General features: G+C 39.2%; 18 protein-coding genes and 1 riboswitch. Of the genes, 11 read left to right on the forward strand and 7 right to left on the reverse strand.

Annotated features, from left to right (window positions below; genetic code table 11):
• Positions 1–125 precede the first annotated feature (125 nt).
• Positions 126–608: a glutathione peroxidase gene (locus QUE03_RS10745; RefSeq protein ID WP_286261254.1), complete on the forward strand. Its 483-nt coding sequence runs from the start codon at positions 126–128 to the stop codon at positions 606–608.
• Entirely contained in the window at positions 605–1,039 is a 435-nt protein-coding gene (locus QUE03_RS10750; RefSeq protein WP_286261255.1) for a MarR family winged helix-turn-helix transcriptional regulator, read from the forward strand. Before QUE03_RS10745 ends, QUE03_RS10750 begins: the two co-directional genes overlap by 4 nt.
• Before the next feature lie 91 nt (positions 1,040–1,130).
• On the opposite strand, the gene QUE03_RS10755 is transcribed toward QUE03_RS10750, so the two are convergent.
• Positions 1,131–1,475: a DUF3718 domain-containing protein gene (locus tag QUE03_RS10755; RefSeq protein WP_286261257.1), complete on the reverse strand. Its 345-nt coding sequence runs from the start codon at positions 1,473–1,475 to the stop codon at positions 1,131–1,133.
• A 70-nt stretch (positions 1,476–1,545) separates the two neighbouring features.
• Positions 1,546–1,627, reverse strand: a riboswitch (cyclic di-GMP riboswitch).
• A gap of 170 nt (positions 1,628–1,797) precedes the next feature.
• Between QUE03_RS10755 and QUE03_RS10760 the strand changes: the two genes are divergently transcribed.
• The gene (locus QUE03_RS10760) at positions 1,798–2,190 is read left to right on the forward strand and encodes an RNA-binding S4 domain-containing protein (RefSeq protein ID WP_286261260.1); all 393 of its coding nucleotides are present in this window, start codon (positions 1,798–1,800) and stop codon (positions 2,188–2,190) included.
• Positions 2,191–2,370: 180 nt separating this feature from the next.
• Here QUE03_RS10760 and QUE03_RS10765 read toward each other — a convergent pair whose 3' ends face one another.
• Together QUE03_RS10765 and QUE03_RS10770 are read right to left on the reverse strand one after the other, a co-directional pair.
• Complete coding sequence (locus QUE03_RS10765; protein ID WP_286261262.1) at positions 2,371–3,012, reverse strand: chloramphenicol acetyltransferase; 642 nt, start codon at positions 3,010–3,012, stop codon at positions 2,371–2,373.
• Positions 3,013–3,165: 153 nt separating this feature from the next.
• A complete protein-coding gene (locus QUE03_RS10770; RefSeq protein ID WP_286261264.1) occupies positions 3,166–3,651 on the reverse strand; it encodes a GNAT family N-acetyltransferase in 486 nt (161 codons plus the stop codon).
• 59 nt (positions 3,652–3,710) lie between these two features.
• Here QUE03_RS10770 and QUE03_RS10775 point away from each other — a divergent pair, with 59 nt between their 5' ends.
• The 3 genes from QUE03_RS10775 (at position 3,711) to QUE03_RS10785 (ending at position 7,723) form a co-directional block, all read left to right on the forward strand.
• Entirely contained in the window at positions 3,711–4,694 is a 984-nt protein-coding gene (locus QUE03_RS10775) for an ion channel (RefSeq protein WP_286261266.1), read from the forward strand.
• 9 nt (positions 4,695–4,703) lie between these two features.
• The gene (locus tag QUE03_RS10780; RefSeq protein WP_286261268.1) at positions 4,704–5,834 is read left to right on the forward strand and encodes a Kelch repeat-containing protein; all 1,131 of its coding nucleotides are present in this window, start codon (positions 4,704–4,706) and stop codon (positions 5,832–5,834) included.
• A 179-nt stretch (positions 5,835–6,013) separates the two neighbouring features.
• Positions 6,014–7,723 (forward strand): proline--tRNA ligase, encoded by a 1,710-nt coding sequence (locus QUE03_RS10785; RefSeq protein ID WP_286261270.1) that lies wholly within the window; start codon positions 6,014–6,016, stop codon positions 7,721–7,723.
• Positions 7,724–7,805: 82 nt separating this feature from the next.
• Here the strand turns inward: QUE03_RS10785 and QUE03_RS10790 are convergent, their stop codons facing one another.
• Both QUE03_RS10790 and QUE03_RS10795 read right to left on the reverse strand, forming a co-directional pair.
• Positions 7,806–9,074: a YfiM family lipoprotein gene (locus tag QUE03_RS10790; RefSeq protein ID WP_286261272.1), complete on the reverse strand. Its 1,269-nt coding sequence runs from the start codon at positions 9,072–9,074 to the stop codon at positions 7,806–7,808.
• Between the two features lie 178 nt (positions 9,075–9,252).
• Positions 9,253–9,846 carry a hypothetical protein gene (locus QUE03_RS10795; protein ID WP_286261274.1) on the reverse strand — a complete coding sequence of 198 codons (594 nt, stop codon included), beginning with the start codon at positions 9,844–9,846 and terminating at the stop codon, positions 9,253–9,255.
• A 185-nt stretch (positions 9,847–10,031) separates the two neighbouring features.
• On the opposite strand from QUE03_RS10795, the gene QUE03_RS10800 reads away from it, so the two are divergent.
• From QUE03_RS10800 to QUE03_RS10810, 3 genes are all read left to right on the forward strand, one after another.
• Entirely contained in the window at positions 10,032–11,246 is a 1,215-nt protein-coding gene (locus QUE03_RS10800) for a pyridoxal phosphate-dependent aminotransferase (RefSeq protein WP_286261277.1), read from the forward strand.
• Between the two features lie 12 nt (positions 11,247–11,258).
• A complete protein-coding gene (gene yfbR / locus QUE03_RS10805; protein WP_286261280.1) occupies positions 11,259–11,867 on the forward strand; it encodes a 5'-deoxynucleotidase in 609 nt (202 codons plus the stop codon).
• A 309-nt stretch (positions 11,868–12,176) separates the two neighbouring features.
• The gene (locus tag QUE03_RS10810; protein WP_286261282.1) at positions 12,177–13,958 is read left to right on the forward strand and encodes a thiamine pyrophosphate-dependent enzyme; all 1,782 of its coding nucleotides are present in this window, start codon (positions 12,177–12,179) and stop codon (positions 13,956–13,958) included.
• 48 nt (positions 13,959–14,006) lie between these two features.
• On the opposite strand, the gene QUE03_RS10815 is transcribed toward QUE03_RS10810, so the two are convergent.
• Together QUE03_RS10815 and QUE03_RS10820 are read right to left on the reverse strand one after the other, a co-directional pair.
• Positions 14,007–15,548, reverse strand: coding sequence for a response regulator (locus tag QUE03_RS10815; protein ID WP_286261284.1), 1,542 nt, complete (start codon positions 15,546–15,548; stop codon positions 14,007–14,009).
• Positions 15,549–15,709: 161 nt separating this feature from the next.
• Positions 15,710–16,273: a DUF4136 domain-containing protein gene (locus QUE03_RS10820; RefSeq protein ID WP_286261286.1), complete on the reverse strand. Its 564-nt coding sequence runs from the start codon at positions 16,271–16,273 to the stop codon at positions 15,710–15,712.
• A gap of 533 nt (positions 16,274–16,806) precedes the next feature.
• Here QUE03_RS10820 and QUE03_RS10825 point away from each other — a divergent pair.
• Both QUE03_RS10825 and ilvN read left to right on the forward strand, forming a co-directional pair.
• The gene (locus tag QUE03_RS10825; protein WP_286261288.1) at positions 16,807–18,531 is read left to right on the forward strand and encodes an acetolactate synthase 3 large subunit; all 1,725 of its coding nucleotides are present in this window, start codon (positions 16,807–16,809) and stop codon (positions 18,529–18,531) included.
• A complete protein-coding gene (gene ilvN / locus QUE03_RS10830; RefSeq protein WP_286261290.1) occupies positions 18,531–19,028 on the forward strand; it encodes an acetolactate synthase small subunit in 498 nt (165 codons plus the stop codon). The genes QUE03_RS10825 and ilvN overlap by 1 nt, the downstream gene beginning before the upstream one ends.
• Positions 19,029–19,044: the final 16 nt, after the last annotated feature.

Raw genomic sequence — 19,044 nt, forward strand, 5'->3', positions numbered from 1 at the left:
CCTTATAATTTTATTGATTATTCTACAAAAATTATTCTCGCCAAACTGATTTAATTGCATTTTTCAAAGAATAATTTTATATTGTGCACAATATAATTTCGTATAATTTAGTAAGGCGAAACTCCATGATAAATTCCGTTCATCAATTCAGCGCTGAAAATTACAAAGGTGAGCAAGTAAATCTAGCCGATTATAAAGGTAAGGTACTTTTGATAGTCAATACTGCAAGTGCTTGTGGTTTAACGCCACAATACGAAGGGCTGCAAGCAATTTATGATAAATACCACGATGATGGATTTGAAATATTAGCCTTTCCTTGCAATCAGTTTAAAGAACAAGAAAAAGGCACGAATGAAGAAATAAAATCGTTTTGTGATTTACAGTTTAATATCAAATTTCCACTATTTTCGAAACTCGACGTGAACGGTGACAATGCGCATCCTTTGTATAAATTTCTCAAATCCCAAGCACCCGGTATATTTGGTACAGAGAAAATAAAATGGAATTTCACAAAGTTCCTGATCAATAAAGACGGTGAAGTGGTTTCTCGTTATGCCCCCATCACCAAACCTTCTGCTATCACAAGAGACATAGAAAACGAGCTATGAGCAACTTAAAACTTGAGAAACAGCTTTGCTTTAAACTGTACAGTTTGAACAAGTCTTTAACCAAACTGTATGCACCTATTTTAAAAGAACTAGAACTGACCTACCCGCAATACCTTGTCATGTTAGTACTATGGGAAAATAACAAAGCTTGCTCAATTAAAGAGATAGGAAAAGCGTTAGACTTAGACACAGGTACTCTTTCACCGTTATTAAAACGAATGGAAAAGCATGAACTTATTAATCGCACTCGAAGTGATGCTGATGAACGAACAGTTTATATTTCGTTGACATCAAAAGGCGATAAACTGAAGCGCAAAGCGCAACCGATTCCTGAGCAGATGTTTGCGCTAACAGGTTTAAGCCATGAACAAATGCTCTCTTTGCAAGAAACATTAGCTAAATTGATAGAAACAACAAAGCATCATGTTTGAAAGCACCTTTTGAGTGAATATTCCCCTTAAAATTTAGGCATAAAAAAAGCGCGCTATTTAGCTCGCTTTTTTTATTGACTATCGAAGCTAGTTAGCCAGCTACACGCTTATTGGCTGCCTCGGCTAATTCCGAAGAAGTAATCGTTGCTAAATGAGTTTTAACAGTCTTTTTAGGTAATTTGTTAATCATCATGGCACCGGTCTTAACAGAGTTGTTGTCTGAAGCAAATGCCAGTAAATTCTTACCGTTACACTGAACGCCATCAAAAATAGCACGGATTTTAAGTTTATTGCTTTTAAGGAAAGAACGAAGGCGCTTTTTGTCATCTACAGAGACATATTCACATAGGCTTTGTGCAACATTTGATGCTTGAGCAACAGGAGTAACAGATAGAGACATTAAAGCTAATGCAGGAACAAGAACTAATTTTTTCATCGGAGATATCCTTAATAACAAAACAATAAACCAAAATATTGAAACGCGCATATAAGGTATAACCCTCGCATTAGGTAGCTCCGCCATCATAGTTAACCCTTAGACCGGTAGCTTTGCGTGATATCCTTTCAAATATCGTGCCGTTTCTTGCTGGCTGCGCATTATACAGATTGTACAAAACAAGACAAGCTTTTTACTTATTGGTTACAAACGGCTTCTTAGATTCATTAGAATCTCTACTGAGTTAGTTCGAATTTACACTAGGATGTTATTCAGTTTCGGTGGTAAAATCACGGTATTGAGAACACTTACAGCACCCATTATGCAACAAATGATTATTGTAGAAGTTGATACGCAGCCCATTGAATTATGTAAATTACTTAAAATTGCTAACCTCGTTGGTGGTGGCGGTGAAGCGAAAATGGTGATCAGTGAAGGCTATGTTGGTGTCAACCACGAAGTAGAACTTCAAAAAAGAAAAAAGATTTACCACAATGATATCGTTGAATTTAATGGTGAAATTATTCAGCTACAAGTTGTTGAGTCGGCCGAGAACATTGAGCGACAAGACAAAAACAATACGGTCGAAGAAAAACGGCCTCAAAGTCAAAAACAGAAAAAGCCTAGCGCTGAAAACAAGCCTAAAGCGAAACAAAAATTAAAAACAGGCAGCAACGAATTAAGCGTAACCAAACGTAAGCCTATCAGTTTTTAGGCAAAGGGAAATTCATTATTCAAGTCTTCATAGTTCCTACTTAATAAGTGGGATGTTGGACTTGAGCACATTCAGTAAACAGAACCATGACCTTTTTCTAACAATGCAGACATTACAATAATTATTAACGCGTTGCGATTTAACTAGATAAAAAGTACAGAGAGCATTTTAACGCCTAGATTAATTTTTCTGGTTAAAAAAGTGGTTAAAATTTTGTTGTAACTGATCGATAAATTGGCCGACATGTATACCATCAACTAAGGCATGATGTACTTCTACAGATATTGGCATAGCTATTTCGTTGTTTATAGCTTTATATTTTCCCATCACTATTCTTGGTGTTGAGTCTTGTTTGCTTTGTTTTTGAGCGTGAGAAATACTTGTAAAATGAAGCCAAGGTAGAACTGAACAGAAAATTTCATTTCCTTTAGCGATATTTGGTTTTAGCGTTTTATGGCCATTCTTAATTTTAGTCATTTGCTGAACAGCATGTTGATAAAATAAACCAAAGTTACTGCTAAGGCCAAACTCACAAAAGCTAAAACTCTCATCATTATTGAGCACAGTGCAACTTAATTCCAACTCGTCATGTACATCAATTTCATTGTTATTTATCCTATACCTAAATGGCTCAATTTGATTAGCCGTATATCCAAGCAAAAACAATGAACAAATGAAAAAAGAAAGATTGTTTTCTTTGCAATGATTAAGTGTTTTGGTGACATCAATCGTCACACAGACGTTAAAAAAAGGTTGTTTGAACGTAGTATAAAAATCAAAGTGTTCCTTTCTGTACCAAGTATCGATGTTAATTTTTTTCATGTCGCGTGGCGTTGTGTTAATTTAGAAAGATCCTAGCATCTCTGCAAGTCAATTCAATGAATTCTTCTAACAATAAAGTGAACCATTATTAATAGCTAAAAGCATGCCTTTATTCAGTACACTTTAGCTAAACCTAGGTTCGCTTGATAAGAATTAACCCAATGTTTTTTGCCAAAACATTGCTTTGCCCATTGCTGGATCTAGTTCATAGCTGTCAAAACCTGCTTTTATATAGGCATTTTGTGCAACGTTGTTTCCTTCTAAAACCTCTAACGTTAGTTTGCAGGCTCCTCGTTCTTGAGCCATTTGCTCTACTTTAGCTAGCATCTTATCTGTTAACCCTAATCGGCGAAATTTCTTAGCGACTATCACATCATGTATATTGACAAGAGGCATACATGCGAATGTTGAAAACCCTTCTACGCAGTTAATTAAGCCAGCAGGCTCGCCATCAATAAAGCATAAAACACTGAACACGTTGGGTAGTTTTGACATCGTTTTCGCTAAATTTTCTTTTACATCATTAGTGAGCGGTTTGCCTCCTCCCATCGGATCAAGAGCATATTCATTAAGCAAATAAACAACTGACTGCCCATGCTGCTCATCGTCAAAATTTGCCGCCACAATTTTAATATCCATTAATTTTTCCTTTCAATTGATATCAATACGATTCTATTTTCTAGCACTATACTTGATAGATGAGCAAAAATAACGACTTATGCCAATATTCTGATCCAAGCGGTGTCCATTGTCATGAACACGCGAATAACTCCGGGTATTGTTTTTGGCACGACAAAACTACCAGCAAAGCAGAAGAGTGTTTTAAAGAAGCGCTAGAGAACTATGCTAAGTCAGGTGGCTTGTTAAGAGGTATTCAATTAAAGCATGCCGATTTGTCCAACATTGATCTAGTCAATCACCATCAAAAAGAAGGTTTCGATTTTTCTTACGCAGATTTTTATAAAGCAAACCTCAATGGTGCGCATTTATTTAATATCAACCTCAATCACGCCAGCTTAATGAAAGCCGATCTTCGTGGAGCAAACTTGAACTGTGCTAATGTGCAAAACACCAATTTATTGGGCATTCGCTGGTCTGACAGTAAGATTGAAAATTTGAAAGTTGGTCGCAAATTAAAGCAAGAAATAGAAGCAAGAGCGGCCTTTAAAAATAGAGATTTCTCGCTCGCCAGTGACCTATACGAGCAAGCCGAAGAAGTATACCGTGACCTGCGTAAACATGCTGAGCATGAAGGTATATTCACCATGTCAGGTCACTTCATCCAAAAAGAATTAACCATGCGCCGGATGCAGATGCCAAAATACAGCTTCAATCGATTAACATCTAAAATTGTCGATTTATTTTGCGGTTATGGCGAAGCACCACTGCGCATCGTAGGTATCTCCATCTTGATGATATTGTGCTGTGCGGTTTTGTACGCTTTTACCGGATTAAATTATCAAGGTGAAGTAAAAGTATTTGACGAATCCGCAGCACTTGAGCAAAACATCGATCTATTATGGTCCTGTTTGTATTACTCGGTCGTTACCTTTACAACATTAGGCTATGGTGATTTTGCTCCTATAGGAATATCCAGAGCAATCGCTGCTTTTGAGGCATTTACAGGCAGTTTTACTATTGCCCTTTTCGTGGTAGTGTTCGTGAAAAAAATGACACGATAATTTCCCGCAATGACTCAAAATTCACATCCTTTTAAAAAAATATCTAGCCGCCTTATTTTCCTTAGTGCTGGCTTGTTGGGATATAGTCTCTCAATAGCGCCAATTAATGCGGAGTCATTTGCACCATTATTAGAGCCCGTATCTAACAACGCTGTTGCCTTGGTCCAAACTAAAAATAATCATTACATAGTGTCATTTTCAGGGTTAGGCTCAAAGAAAGATTATACCGACGTTCTTAACAAGACATTCGTCTATGATGTAACACGAAATAAGTGGCACCAAGGTAGTAATATACCGATGCAGACCCCCGTTGTAGACAAACGCACTAAAAAGGACATCACAGGCAGACTTGCCAGCGTTGCAACCGGCGTAGGCGAGCTCGCGTATGTATTTGGTGGCTATACAGTCGCCAGTGATCACGCTGAAATATCTGTACCTGATGTTTATAGTTATGATGTTAAACACGACAAATTTATTGTGCTGGCGCCAATGCCCGTCCCTGTTGACGATAGCATCGCACTTTCATACAAAGGTCAATATATCTACTTAGTGAGCGGCTGGCACAACGATGGCAATGTTAACCTAGTACAGCTTTATGACATTAGAAATAATACCTGGTCGCAAGCAACTCCCTTTCCGGGCAAACCGGTATTTGGACAAGCTGGTGCAATACTCAATAGCACTATGTTAGTTTGTGACGGCGTTACAACCACAATCCACCAGTACAAACGTCGTTCATATTCCGCTGAGACTGCGTGCTACCAAGGGGACATTAATACCAACAACCCCAACAAAATTGATTGGCGCATAGTGCCTCACCCTACAGGAATTGCACGTTATCGCATGGCTTCTGGGGCTGATAAAGCAAAGAAAGAATTTATATTCGTCGGAGGTAGTGATAACCCATACAATTACAACGGTATAGGTTATAACCAAAATCCCTCGCAACCAGATAATCAAATTTGGCGCTATAGTTTAATGGACAAAAAGTGGTCAGTTACCACTAGTAATCAACAAACCATGGATCACCGCGGCCTTATTGTATTCGATGGCAAACTGCTAACCGTTGGTGGCATGGGCAAAAATCAACAAGTATTAGATAAGATCTATCAGCATGGCTCTTTAGTACAATCAAAGTAAAGGACAAGTTAAGACAAACCCCTTGGCTGAGCCTCCGATGATATTGGTAGGAACATTAGTCTCTGACAAAAAACACAAGAATATGCTAATTGAGGCTATTATTCCCTTTGTTGTCAGCTAGCGCCCTGCTAGAATGTGCAATCGAATTTTTACTATCACGCTTTTTCGGAAAATTTTCAATGCGAACTAGTCAATACCTACTTTCTACACAAAAAGAGACACCGGCACACGCCGAGGTCATTAGCCATCAATTAATGCTACGTGCGGGATTAGTCCGTAATGTCGCGTCAGGGTTATACACCTGGCTACCGACAGGATTAAAAGTCCTTAGAAAAGTAGAAACAATTGTCCGTGAAGAAATGGAACGCGCTGGCGCAATCGAAACCTTAATGCCGATGGTGCAACCAGCTGATTTATGGGAAGAGTCTGGCCGTTGGGACGACTATGGCCCTGAGCTTCTGCGCTTGAATGACCGTCATCATCGCCCATTTGTATTAGGTCCAACGCACGAAGAAGTAATCACAAAACTAATAAGCAATGAGATTGCGAGTTACAAGCAATTGCCACTGAATATGTTCCAAATTCAAACAAAATTCCGTGATGAAATTCGCCCTCGTTTTGGCGTGATGCGTGGCCGTGAATTTTTGATGAAAGACGCATACTCTTTCCACACCAGTGATGAGTGCTTAAAAACAACTTACAAAGTGATGTTTGATGCTTATTGTAGAATCTTTGAACGTTTAGGCTTAGATTTCCGTCCGGTTATTGCTGACAATGGCTCAATCGGTGGTGAAGGCTCTCATGAATTCCATGTTTTAGCTGACTCAGGTGAAGATGATATCGCCTTTAGTGATGTGAGCGACTTTGCCGCTAACGTTGAAAAAGCAGAAGCACTGGCACCACAAGGTGATCGTCCAGTCGGGACTGAATCACTTTGCAAAGTAGCGACACCTAACGTTAAAACAATTGAAGAAGTTGCAACTTTCTTAAACGTAGAAGCTTCAAAGACAGTCAAAACCTTGCTTGTCCATGGCGCCGCTGCAGAAGGCGAAGAAACATCAATCATTGCCCTCGTTCTTCGCGGAGATCATCAGTTAAATGAAGTCAAAGCCGAAAACCTAGCAGAGATCGCTTCCCCACTAACCTTTGCTTCAGATGAAGAAATCAAAGGTGCAGTTGGCTGTGATGTGGGTTCAATTGGCCCGATCGGATTAACAATTCCTGTAATTGTCGATAGAAGCGCAGCACATATTGCGGATTTTGTCTGTGGCGCTAACGAAAACGACTTCCACCATACTGGTGTAAACTGGGATAGAGATTTTGGCGAATTTGTTATTCACGATATCCGCAATGTGGTCGAAGGCGATCCAAGTCCGTGCGGCCAAGGTAGCATAGTTATTAAGCGTGGGATTGAAGTGGGACATATTTTTCAATTGGGTAAAAAATATGCAGATGCGATGAACTGCGGTGTATTAACTGAATCAGGCAAACATGAAACCTTAACCATGGGTTGCTATGGGATCGGTGTTTCACGTATCGTTGCGGCTGCTATTGAGCAAAATCATGACAAACATGGCATTAAATGGCCAAAGGCGATCGCACCATTTCAAGTCGCAATCGTACCTATGAACATGCAAAAATCGGCACGCGTTAAAGAAACAGCAGAAAATCTTTATGCCCAGTTACAACAGGCTGGCATTGAAGTCATGTTCGACGATAGAAAAGAACGCCCTGGCGTAATGTTTGCAGATCATGAATTAATTGGTACGCCGTTATTACTGATTATTGGTGAACGTAACTTAGACAATCAAGAGATTGAAGTGAAAAACCGCATCACAGGCGAAAAATCTATGGTTGCTATTAGCGATGTAATGGACCTATTCAAATAGTAAACTGTTATCACTATATCAAAATTGAAAATGCCGAGTGTTTCTAATACTCGGCATTTTTTTGTATTTGGCTCAATATTTTTTACCAGCCAAGACGATACAATGGTAAACGTTTTAACCTGTCGTCAATATCTCCTAGCATTTTCTGATAACTATCTGAATTAACGGTTTTATATTCTTGTTTAAAGCGGCTTTTTGATAACCCTTCTTTTAGACCACTAATGCTTGGCAGCAATTGTTCATCAGTAATTGAAGATAAAATTTGCTGGGCTTTTTGCGCTGACGTTTCAGACCCTGTAACTATCATTGCCAATCGAGTACCAGCTCTATCGGCTTGCAAGTCAGCAAAACTAAAACCACTCCCGCCTTGGTTTGAGTCTAAAAACTCTTTAAACTCGCCCAATGCATCACTTGCGTATTGGCTGGAAAACAACTCTAACGCCGCGGAATAAACAAAGTGTTTTTGAAGATCGACCCTCTCTCGCAACGTCACTGTTGCCCTTTTTTCGTGCTGTATCCTAGCATCTCCTGCGGACAAAGGCTTGAATTCACCTATAAGCAATTTAAACCGTTCAGAGCCAAAATACAGTGCTAACGCTAGCAAAGCAGATTGGTTCTCATCTACTGCCGTAACAGCAACTTCATCGGCGAAAGTTCCAGTTCGCTGTTTTGCCAAATCAAAAACATGATTTACGTATAACGAAAGGCTTTGTGGTTTATTACCTTTTAATGTGCTTGAAAACTCAACCAGTGAAAAGTAGTAATGCTCGATATTCGAGACTTCGCCAAATAGAGATAAATCGTCTCTTATCTGTGTAAATATTGACTGTTTATTATGAGGAGAAACAAGATTAGTATCTATTTTAGCTAGTAACAGCAAACTTTCATTTTTCAGTTGAATTGATTTAATCATACCAATCATTTTGCTCGCCACATCACCCTTTAAATATAAATCGGCAAGGCTCACTAACGCATTTACAAAGGCATCTCCTTCAAATATTACGCTTCCAACTGAAACCTTTCCCATATGTAAGCCGTCTTCAGAAGGTAAAATTGTGCCTTCAATATTTAAAAATTTTATCGGCTTTGGCAAAGGAAGTTCAATACTCGCTGTGATATTTGCCCCATTAGACGATAGAAATATATTAGCTACTACCTGTGGAATGGCTCTGTGTATTAATGCGGCTAAGCCATCAGCCTCATTTTGATTGATAGTTACATAGCTAATTTCATTTTGCTTTCTTAATGTACTTAATACGCGAGAAGCCAACGCTTTACTGTCACGCGCACTTTTGGAATCTAAGTAACTGAATTGAGCCGTCGTTGCTGAATCATTTAAGAATGACAGCATCAACACAGCAAGAAATGAAATGACTATGATGAATAATATAGCGAGTGTTTTTAATAAAGTTTTCAATTGAGCAAAGGAATTAGGTGAAATGAACTTTAGTTTAAAGACTGCCTTGAAAAAGTACAGTCTTAGATCCAGCCTGTACTCGAGCTAATGCACAGTGAATGACACGCCTGGGCTAATTTAAATCACATATATCCCAATAGATTTTTCGATCTAAGAAACTCGCTAACCGTTGATTAAGCTCCTTGAAGGTAGTCAACGGTTTATCGTTAGGTTGAAAACATTGCCAAATAAACTGATGACAATTATTTTCTAACAAATGGTAGTCACGGTATTGGTATATTTGCTTAATTGCTCGTTGTCCGGCGAGCTCCAAAGAAAGCGGTTCCCCTGTTGAGTCGCAAGCAATAAACATATTTTTCCCCGAGCGCTCATGGGTAAAACGTTCACTCGATAAAGGTTTAATTAAGCCATTGCCGTCAAGTTCAACAATGGTGTCTTCACCCACCCATATACCAGAGTGGTCCAATAGCCCACCAATTCCACAACACACCAATGAGCCAAATACAGGTTTTGTTTTTTGATAGGTTTTGAATACGTCGGTAGGGTAAATAGCGACAGAAGAGTCATGCTCCGGCAATTCAGATAGCTTCGTTGGTTTGTAGGAGAAACCACGTTGTCGTTGCTGTTCTTTTCTGTCGTCCGCTAACGTCTTAGCTGCGATCGCTGAAACCGCCGCTGCACCAAGCCATAACAAAGGTAATGCCATAATTTATTCCTTATTCGATGACCAATTGCCCATTTTTAGCCTCTATCAATAACTAGATTAATCTCGATTGAGAAAATAGCTATAAAAAACTTGCAAGTAACTGTTTCAATCACGGTAAATACTGGCACAATGCCTAATATAACTAGCTTACTTCTAAATTAACACTTTTCCAAAGGGTCTATAAAATGAATTCGGTTAAAAAATCTTCTAAATTAAAAAATGTGTGCTACGAGATTCGAGGGCAAATTGCCGCCGAAGCACGCAGGTTAGAAGATGAGGGGCATAAAATTCTAAAGCTAAATATTGGCAACCCTGCCCCTTTTGGTTTTGAAGCACCTGACGATATTTTAAAAGATGTTATTCACAACCTACCTAGCTCTCAGGGATACAGTGAATCTAAAGGCATATACTCTGCCCGTGTTGCGGTGATGCAATATTTTCAGCAACAAGGAATATTAGGTGTTTCCGTTGATGATATTTATATCGGTAATGGCGTAAGCGAGCTTATCGTGATGGCAATGCAAGGCCTATTAGAAGATGACGATGAAGTGCTTATTCCAGCGCCAGATTATCCGCTTTGGACCGCATCAGTTGCGCTTTCTGGGGGCAAGCCGGTTCACTATCGTTGTGAAGAAGAAAACCACTGGTTTCCTAATTTAGAGGATATCACTAGTAAAATCACTGATAAAACCCGCGCTATTGTACTGATCAACCCCAATAACCCTACTGGTGCTGTTTATACGGAAGAGGTATTGCTTGGTATTTTAGATCTAGCAAGAAAGCACAACCTAATCGTCTTTAGTGACGAAATTTACGACAAAATTTTATATGATGAGGCCGTTCACATCCCTACGGCACGTTTAGCGGAAGATGTGTTAATTATCACGATGGGCGGATTATCAAAGAACTACCGTATTGCCGGATTTCGAGCGGGTTGGATGGTCATTTCTGGGCCCAAACTAAGAGCAGAAGACTACATGGAAGGCTTAAATATGCTTTCTTCCATGAGGTTGTGCGCCAACGTTCCCTGCCAACACGCAATTCAAACAGCATTAGGCGGCTATCAAAGTATTAATGAACTAATTCATGGCGAAGGTCGTTTAGTCAAGCAACGAAATATGGCTCATCAAATGATTAACGATATTGACGGACTGTCATGTGAGCCAGCTATGGGCGCGTTATACCTATTTGTCAAAGTTGATCAGAAAAAGTTTAACATCAAAAATGACGAACAAATGGTGCTTGACTTGCTGAAGCAAGAAAAAATCCTGTTGGTTCATGGCCGTGCCTTCAATATCAATGAACACCATTACTTTAGGTTAGTATTTTTACCTCATGTAGATGAGCTAAAGCCTGCATTAGAAAAGCTCAAAGTATTCTTTAGTACCTACAGTCAGTAGTTAGGAAACAAAATGAAATTACCTCGTAGTACGTTTTTAGCCTGGATCTTAAGAATGCCCTTAATTAAACGTTGGGCATTAATGCATTCGATTAAAAAGGAAAATATTGCAGAACACTCACATCAGGTTGCGGTCATAGCTCACCTTCTAACAGTTATTAAGAACAATTACTTTGACGGCAACTTAAGTGCAGAGCGCGCCGCCACAATAGCCCTGTATCACGAGGTATCGGAAACTAAGCTTCAAGACATTAACCATGTCACTAAGTACCATAATGCTGATCTAACAAAAGAGTTTAAGAAATTAGAAGAGATAGCCGAACTAGAATGTTTAGACAGCTTACCCAAAGAGCTACAAGAGCAATTCAAACCATTACTGGTTCAGTCTTGTGTCGAACCTGAATACAAGAAAATAGTTAAGGCTGCTGACTTAATTTCAGCTTACTTGAAAGCGTGTGATGAACTTAATTTTGGTAATCAAGAGTTTAGCCACGTTAAAAAGCGCCTAGAGCAAATGTTAGCAGAATACGTTAATACAATGCCGGAGGTCAGCTACTTTATGGATGTCTTTAAAGAGCACTGCTTTGTTAGCGTTGATAAACTCGCCAATAGCGACCACTAATTTCAATAGCCATTATCTACTCAATTCCTATCCACCGATGCTTAGTTAGCTAAAATCGGTGGACACACCTAAACTCTAACTTCCGTATATCCTAAAGTTTTTACTGCACTAAAATCATCTACTTTGCCCTCAAGTAACCTAAAGGAAGTTGAACCAATCATTGCTGCTTTACAACACAAGGCAAGATTTATTGACAAGTCGCGGTACACCATCATTGAACTAGTCTAAACAAATATGATCCTGATCATATTATTTTGATGAGAACAATATATTTTATCCGCATCAAATATTTTGGCAGGTAACTTACGCGTGACGCATTCGTATGAGATGAACTTAGGCAGTAGCTATAATGAAGCACTCCCTACCCTTGGTGAAGTAATGGTTCAAGTGATAAAGTTTTTTGGCGAAGAAAAGCTATATGGTGTAGGTGGTGATTTTGCTGCTAACATCATAGCCGCACTTGATACTGATCTTAATATTTACCCTTCGAGTAATGAGATGCATGCCGGATTTTCTGCTTGTGCTCAAGCGGAAATGAATGGCATAGGCTTTTGCTTAACGACATACACAGTGGGTAGCTTGCCTTGTACTTCAGCAGCAGCATTGGCCATAACAGAGAGCCTGCCAGTTATTTTTATATCTGGCGCGCCAGCTGAATCTGAAATCGGCGATATTGCCATTCACCATACGGTTCATCCGAACAATTCTTGGAAGGCCAATTATGATAATGCCTTAAATGCTTTTTCTGGTTTAGGCATGAAGGTTGAGCGCTTACAAGGAGATCGGACAGAAGGCTACCCCAATATCGCAGGGAGACAATTTTATCAGCTTGTCAAAGAGGCCTATCAAACTAAACAACCTATATTTATTGAAATCCCTCGAGATCAACTATCTAGAAAAACACAGCCCATTGAGCTACCACCATCACCAGAGCAGACTTGTTGCGGACAAAGTGTTATATCTGGCTATCCAGCGATTCTTGATAATGTATTAACAAAATTAAACGAATGTGAGCATCCTGTTCTGTATATAGGAGACAGGCTAAAACACAACACAAAGCTCAAACAATTAGTTTTAGAGCTGTCACATAGATTCAATATACCGTATGCAACATCATGGTTTGCAAAGGGCTTGTTTGATGAATATGACCCACTCTGTCTAGGATCTTACAATGGTATTTTTAGTCCCGTAGATGTGCGACAGTACATCGAAACTAAGATGGATTACTTACTCGATATCGCCAATAGCCTATACTCTCAAGACTCAAACACCGCGTTTGCGACCGGGACACACAAAATTGAAAATTTTGCCAATAAAACTTCGCTAAAAGGCGCAGAGCCGCTTGAGTCTGACGTTATCGAAATAATGGAAGGCCTCATTACACATCATCAAAAATGTTTTGAATTCACGCCGATATCGACTAAAACTCATATTGCGTTATCAGAAAACATTGATTTTAACAACTTAGCTCAAACGCTCAATGAGCTTCAAAAACTGGATGATAAATCATATATTTATCTACCAGAAATTGGTAATTCCTATTTTGCTAGCTACAGCCTGAAAACGCGAAAAAGTGAGTTAAATAGAAGCTGGCTGACTAACCCTTGGTACGGAGCAATGGGGACCTCACTCCCCTATGCACGTGTTGTCGCTCAGGAAATTAAGCATTCGCAACTGAATTGTCGAGCCGTTGTCATTACTGGCGATGGTGGCTTTCATTTTCAACTAAACGAACTAATTCATTTCTTAAAAGATGGAACAGACGTCACCATCATTTACATGAGAAATAATGTTTTTCACTTAGGGAAAAGCGGGGATTCAGAAATTTACCACTGTAATGATAAACATTTCGATGCACATCATATTATTAAAGCCTATCAAGGCCATTCAGAAACGGTCACATCAGTAGATGAATTCAACGGTGCATTTAAAGCCTCGCTTAATCGGCAAGGCATTAATTTAATTGAGGTGTTAGCAATCCCAATAGAAAGCAAATGCAGCAACGAAATCAAACTGTTAAACCTATATATAAAGGCAAAAAACGGCCAAACTGAAGCAATACGAGAATGGGACACGATTGCAAAACTGTAACTCGTTTATAAGTGAAAAGACTAAGCCTATTGTAATCTTTTACAAGGCTTAGTCGTCGGGCATCAATGCACGTATATTAATAAACTCATGATAATGCTCAATAAATATATCAACCAAACGCGGTTCAAATTTCTTACCGCGCTGTGAAGCAATAAACTCTTTGATATTATCGTCTTGCCATATTTCTTGATAGCACCGTTTAGAGCCTAAGGTGTCAAAAACGTCGGCAATAGCCATAATACGAGCCTCTAGAGGTATTTCTTCCCCACAAAGACCTTCAGGGTAACCTGAGCCGTCCCAATTTTCATGATGATAATGTGCCAATCTTGCACCTAACTTTGAAATACTTGCAGTAGACTTAGAAAGTAAATGAGCTCCGGACTCTGCATGAGTTTGCATGATTTGCCACTCCTCGGCGTTTAATTCTCCTGATTTTTGCAAAATATGCTCTGGGATTGCTATTTTCCCAATATCATGTAATGGCGCGGCCAACTTTAACGCATCAATAAATGGTTGAGATAACTCAAGTTTATTACCGAATATTTCACAAATTGATGCAACTCGTTGAACGTGAGCGCTATTTTCTTTGCCTCGCGCTTCAACAGCCTCACTTACGATGTTTATTAACTCTTTTTGTGTACGCTCTATTTCGTTTTTATTAGACAAACCTTCAAGTATGAGTGCTACATTAGTTGCATAGAGCTCAGCTAGATTGGTTCTAAAATTCTCATTATCATCTTCAAATTCAATATAAAGTACAGAGCTGGCATTGGTAGCTGTTTCATAATAGCCAATAAAACACCCTTCATCAGAATAATGACTCTTTCGCTCAAATGTTTTGGAGATCAATTTTTTAACATCATTATCTATTTGAGAGCTTTCTAAACAATTGGATTCAGAAACATACTTACCCGTGCATGCAATAATCATGTTGCTAGTCTCTTGATTAAAATCGATCTGATTTCTAGCGATATACAATGCAGAGCTGTCAATATCCATCAAGGTAAGTAAATGATTTAAAGCAGCAGAGCCAAATTGTTTAAGTTGATTCACTTGCAATAAATTGTGAGTGGCATTAATCAGCCTTTTGAAAGCATCTAAACTACGTTGTATAGTCATAATATCGCGGTAGGCACGAATGCCCGCATATACCGTTGTTACCATTTTCCCAGAAGTAAAATCTGTTTTTTCTTTGTAGTCATTTATATCAAACTCTTTAATAACTTTAGCTTCAGGCGCTGTGCCTGCTTGACCTGTACGTAAAACCAATCGAATAGATTGATTTTTGAGTTCTTGTCTAATCCACTCGACCAACTCTAATCCTGCATGATCGGTTTCCATGACTACATCAACAAACGCCATGCAAAAGTCCTGGTCCTCTGAAAGTAACTCTATCGCTTCTTTTTTAGAATACACGGAAACAAGTTTAAGTTTGCGGCCTTCGATTTCAGAGTCAGCCAGTACAAGTTTAGTGACTTGATGCACAGACTCATCATCATCGATGATCAATATCCGCCAGTATTTCACTACTTTTTTGGCTGGTTGACGTCCTGAATCTGTTGGTTCATCTTTGAATATAAATTTACTCATCCGTGCTCACTATTTCTGCTCAACTTCTATGTTCAAGTCTAATATAAGCTTATGAATTATGCTAAGAAACCGTTGAAATTTATATAAATAATAGAAAATCAATAAATTTGGTTAAAAAAAAGCACGATATAATCGTGCTTTTTCTTGATCGCTAAATTACTTTAATTAAATTGGCTAACTACCTGCTCAACTACAGGTTGAATCGAGCGACCTGGATTTTCTTTATTTTTAGAGCTAATACGCTTAACTGCCCATCCATGCCACACAGGCGCTTTGGTTTTTACATCGAAAACATCAATAGCCAATTTACCTTCCGAGTAACTACGTACATGCGTTTCATGGCCAACACCAATGTTGCCATAATATCCTCTACCCCAACCAAAACCGGCGCGATAGGTAGTGGGAAATGAATCCACTTTTATCTTATCGCGATTGCCCAAAGTGTATGAAATAGTAAAATCAGCATTTTCAGCATTAGCCACTAAGCTATAACCCTTATTTATAAATGCCGTTTCAATGGCATCATCAATTCTCGCTTTCATCACCGGATTCATATCAACAGGTGCCGCTAGTATTTTAGTGTCTTTAAGCCAAGCAAAGGTTTTATACTCTGCTGTTTGAACATTTTCATTGCGATCAAAGTCTACTTTTGCTTGATGGGTTGTAGTACAACTAACCACGAATGTAAACAACGCAATTAAGGTCACTAGTTTAATTTTTTTCATATCCACGTTCCTGAGTCCAGTGATTTATATTAAGACCGTCAATAACCTATGTACATTTCACTTACCTTGGTAATCGACTTCAATACAAATATTAGTTTTATTTAGAATAACAATATCTTAAGTATGTTAATGAGTTATTAAATTAGGTTCACTATATTTTATTTCGTCGCAAGAACATAGTGCCTTTTACAAATCTTAACGGTTTTGATATCAAATCAAATTCAATTCAAAATCTGATTAATTTTCTTAAAGTCAAACATCACGAAATTTCACTATGCTTGTAAAATCCATTTATTCGTAAATATTGGTTGACATAGTAAGTCAAACCCCTTAAAAATGTGACATAAGTTATTTTTAAAATAAAGAATTCATGTTTACTAAGTCAGCTCTCAACGTAGTCCTCGTAGTCGTAGTGATTGTAAAGTCACTGCGGGGCTGTTTATGTTGACTTAGATTAAACGATTAAACACTAAACCCCCGCTCAATTAGACCGGGGGTTTTTTATTTTCTGGACTCAAATAAAGGGTATACACATGACCACGGAATTATTTACTGGGGCACAAATGGTGGTAAAAGCCTTAGCTGCGCTAGAGGTTAAATACATCTTCGGCTATCCAGGTGGATCTGTATTGGATATATACGATGCCATATTTCAACAAGACAGTGTCGAACATATTCTCGTTCGCCACGAGCAGGCTGCTACACATATGGCAGATGGTTACACAAGAGCTACAGGCGAAGTCGGTGTTGTACTCGCGACCTCTGGTCCTGGTGCCACTAACTGTGTAACGGGGATTGCCACGGCCTACATGGATTCTATTCCGATGGTGGTTTTGTCTGGGCAAGTTGCAACTAGTTTAATCGGCGACGATGCATTTCAGGAAACGGATATTGTCGGATGTTCACGCCCAATAGTTAAACACAGCTTTAATTGCCGACGAGTTGAAGATATCCCTAACGTAATAGCTAAAGCGTTTTATATCGCCAAAACCGGCCGACCTGGTCCTGTCGTTATCGAGTTACCTAAAGATATTCTAATCCCTGAAAATACTGCTAAATTTAGCATAGACACCAATGTTAAAATGCGCTCTTACAACCCTTCAGCTAAAGGGCACCCAAAACAGATCAGAAAAGCGGTCAAAACAATTAAGGAAGCAAAACAGCTCGTAGTTTATACCGGAGGCGGCATTATCTTAGCCGATGCGTCTGAATTACTAACCGAGTTAGTTGAAAAACTGAATGCACCAATCACTAACACCTTAATGGGATTAGGCGGTATTTCGGGCACACATAAAAACTTCATTGGTATGTTAGGCATGCATGGCAGCTTAGAGGCTAACAAAGCCATGGCAAATGCCGATGTTATTTTAGCACTTGGTGCACGATTTGATGATCGAGTGACAAATAACGTTAAAAAGTTCTGTCCAGATGCCACCATCATTCACGTTGACATAGACCCGACATCCATTTCAAAAACAATTAATGCTCATGTCCCTGTTGTTGGCCTAGTCGATAAGGTGATGAGACAACTTATTGACGAGCTTGATAGCAGTGAGTTCGAACCAAACCAAACCGCATTAGACCACTGGTGGGCTAAAATTAACGAGTGGCGCGCGGTTAAAAGCAACAGCTATCAAACTGACGGTGAAAAAATCAAGCCACAACAAGTAGTTGAAACCATGTACCAGATCACCAACGGTGAAGCCTATGTTTGCTCAGATGTTGGCCAACACCAAATGTTTGCTGCACAATACTACCCGTTTGCCAAACCAAGACAATGGATAAACTCAGGTGGCTTAGGCACCATGGGCTTTGGTTTGCCGGCAGCCATGGGGGTGAAATTGGCATTTCCTGATAGCCATGTTATTTGTATTACCGGTGATGGTTCAATTCAAATGAACATCCAAGAGTTATCGACATGTCTACAATACAACTTACCTGTGGTCATTGTATCGTTGAATAATCGCTCGCTAGGCATGGTACGACAGTGGCAAGACATGATCTACGGTGGCCGTCACTCTTCCTCATACATGGAGTCCTTACCTGACTTTGTTAAACTGGCTGAAAGCTATGGCCATGTAGGTATTCAGATCAATCACAAAGACGAGCTAGATGAGAAATTAAACGAAGCCTTTGCTATCAAGAATAAATTAGTGTTCGTCGACATTTTAGTTGACGAAAAAGAACACGTTTATCCGATGCAAATTCGCCATGGTGCGGTTGATGAAATGTGGATCAAAAAAGGAGTGAAAGCATAATGCGCCGTATTTTAGCGATATTATTAGAAAATGAACCGGGCAGCTTATCACGTATTGTAGGCCTGTTTTCTCAACGTGCTTTTAACATTGAGAGTTTAACAGTAGCACCTACAGAAGATGCCAGTTTATCTCGTATCACCATTGCTACAGTTGGTGACGACAAAGTGCTGGAGCAAATCGTTAAGCAGGTAAACAAACTAATTGATGTGATCAAAATATCAGACATTACAGAGCGTAAACACGTAGAACGAGAATTATTGTTGATCAAGTTATTAGCGATGAATGACAAATCACGTACGGAAGTTAAGCGCATTACTGATATTTTCAGAGGTTCAATTATTGACATAGGTAAACAAGTTTATACGGTACAATTAACAGGTGATGCCGACAAGCTCAATGCCTTTATTGAAGCGATGTCGAATGAAACCGAGATTATTGAAGCAGTGCGCTCTGGTTGTGTTGGTATTGCAAGAGGTGAAAAAGCCCTACGCGTATAATTTGCGTAAGCAGCTA

This window comes from Thalassotalea atypica (genome assembly GCF_030295975.1).
In the GTDB taxonomy this organism is placed as follows: domain Bacteria; phylum Pseudomonadota; class Gammaproteobacteria; order Enterobacterales; family Alteromonadaceae; genus Thalassotalea_F; species Thalassotalea_F atypica.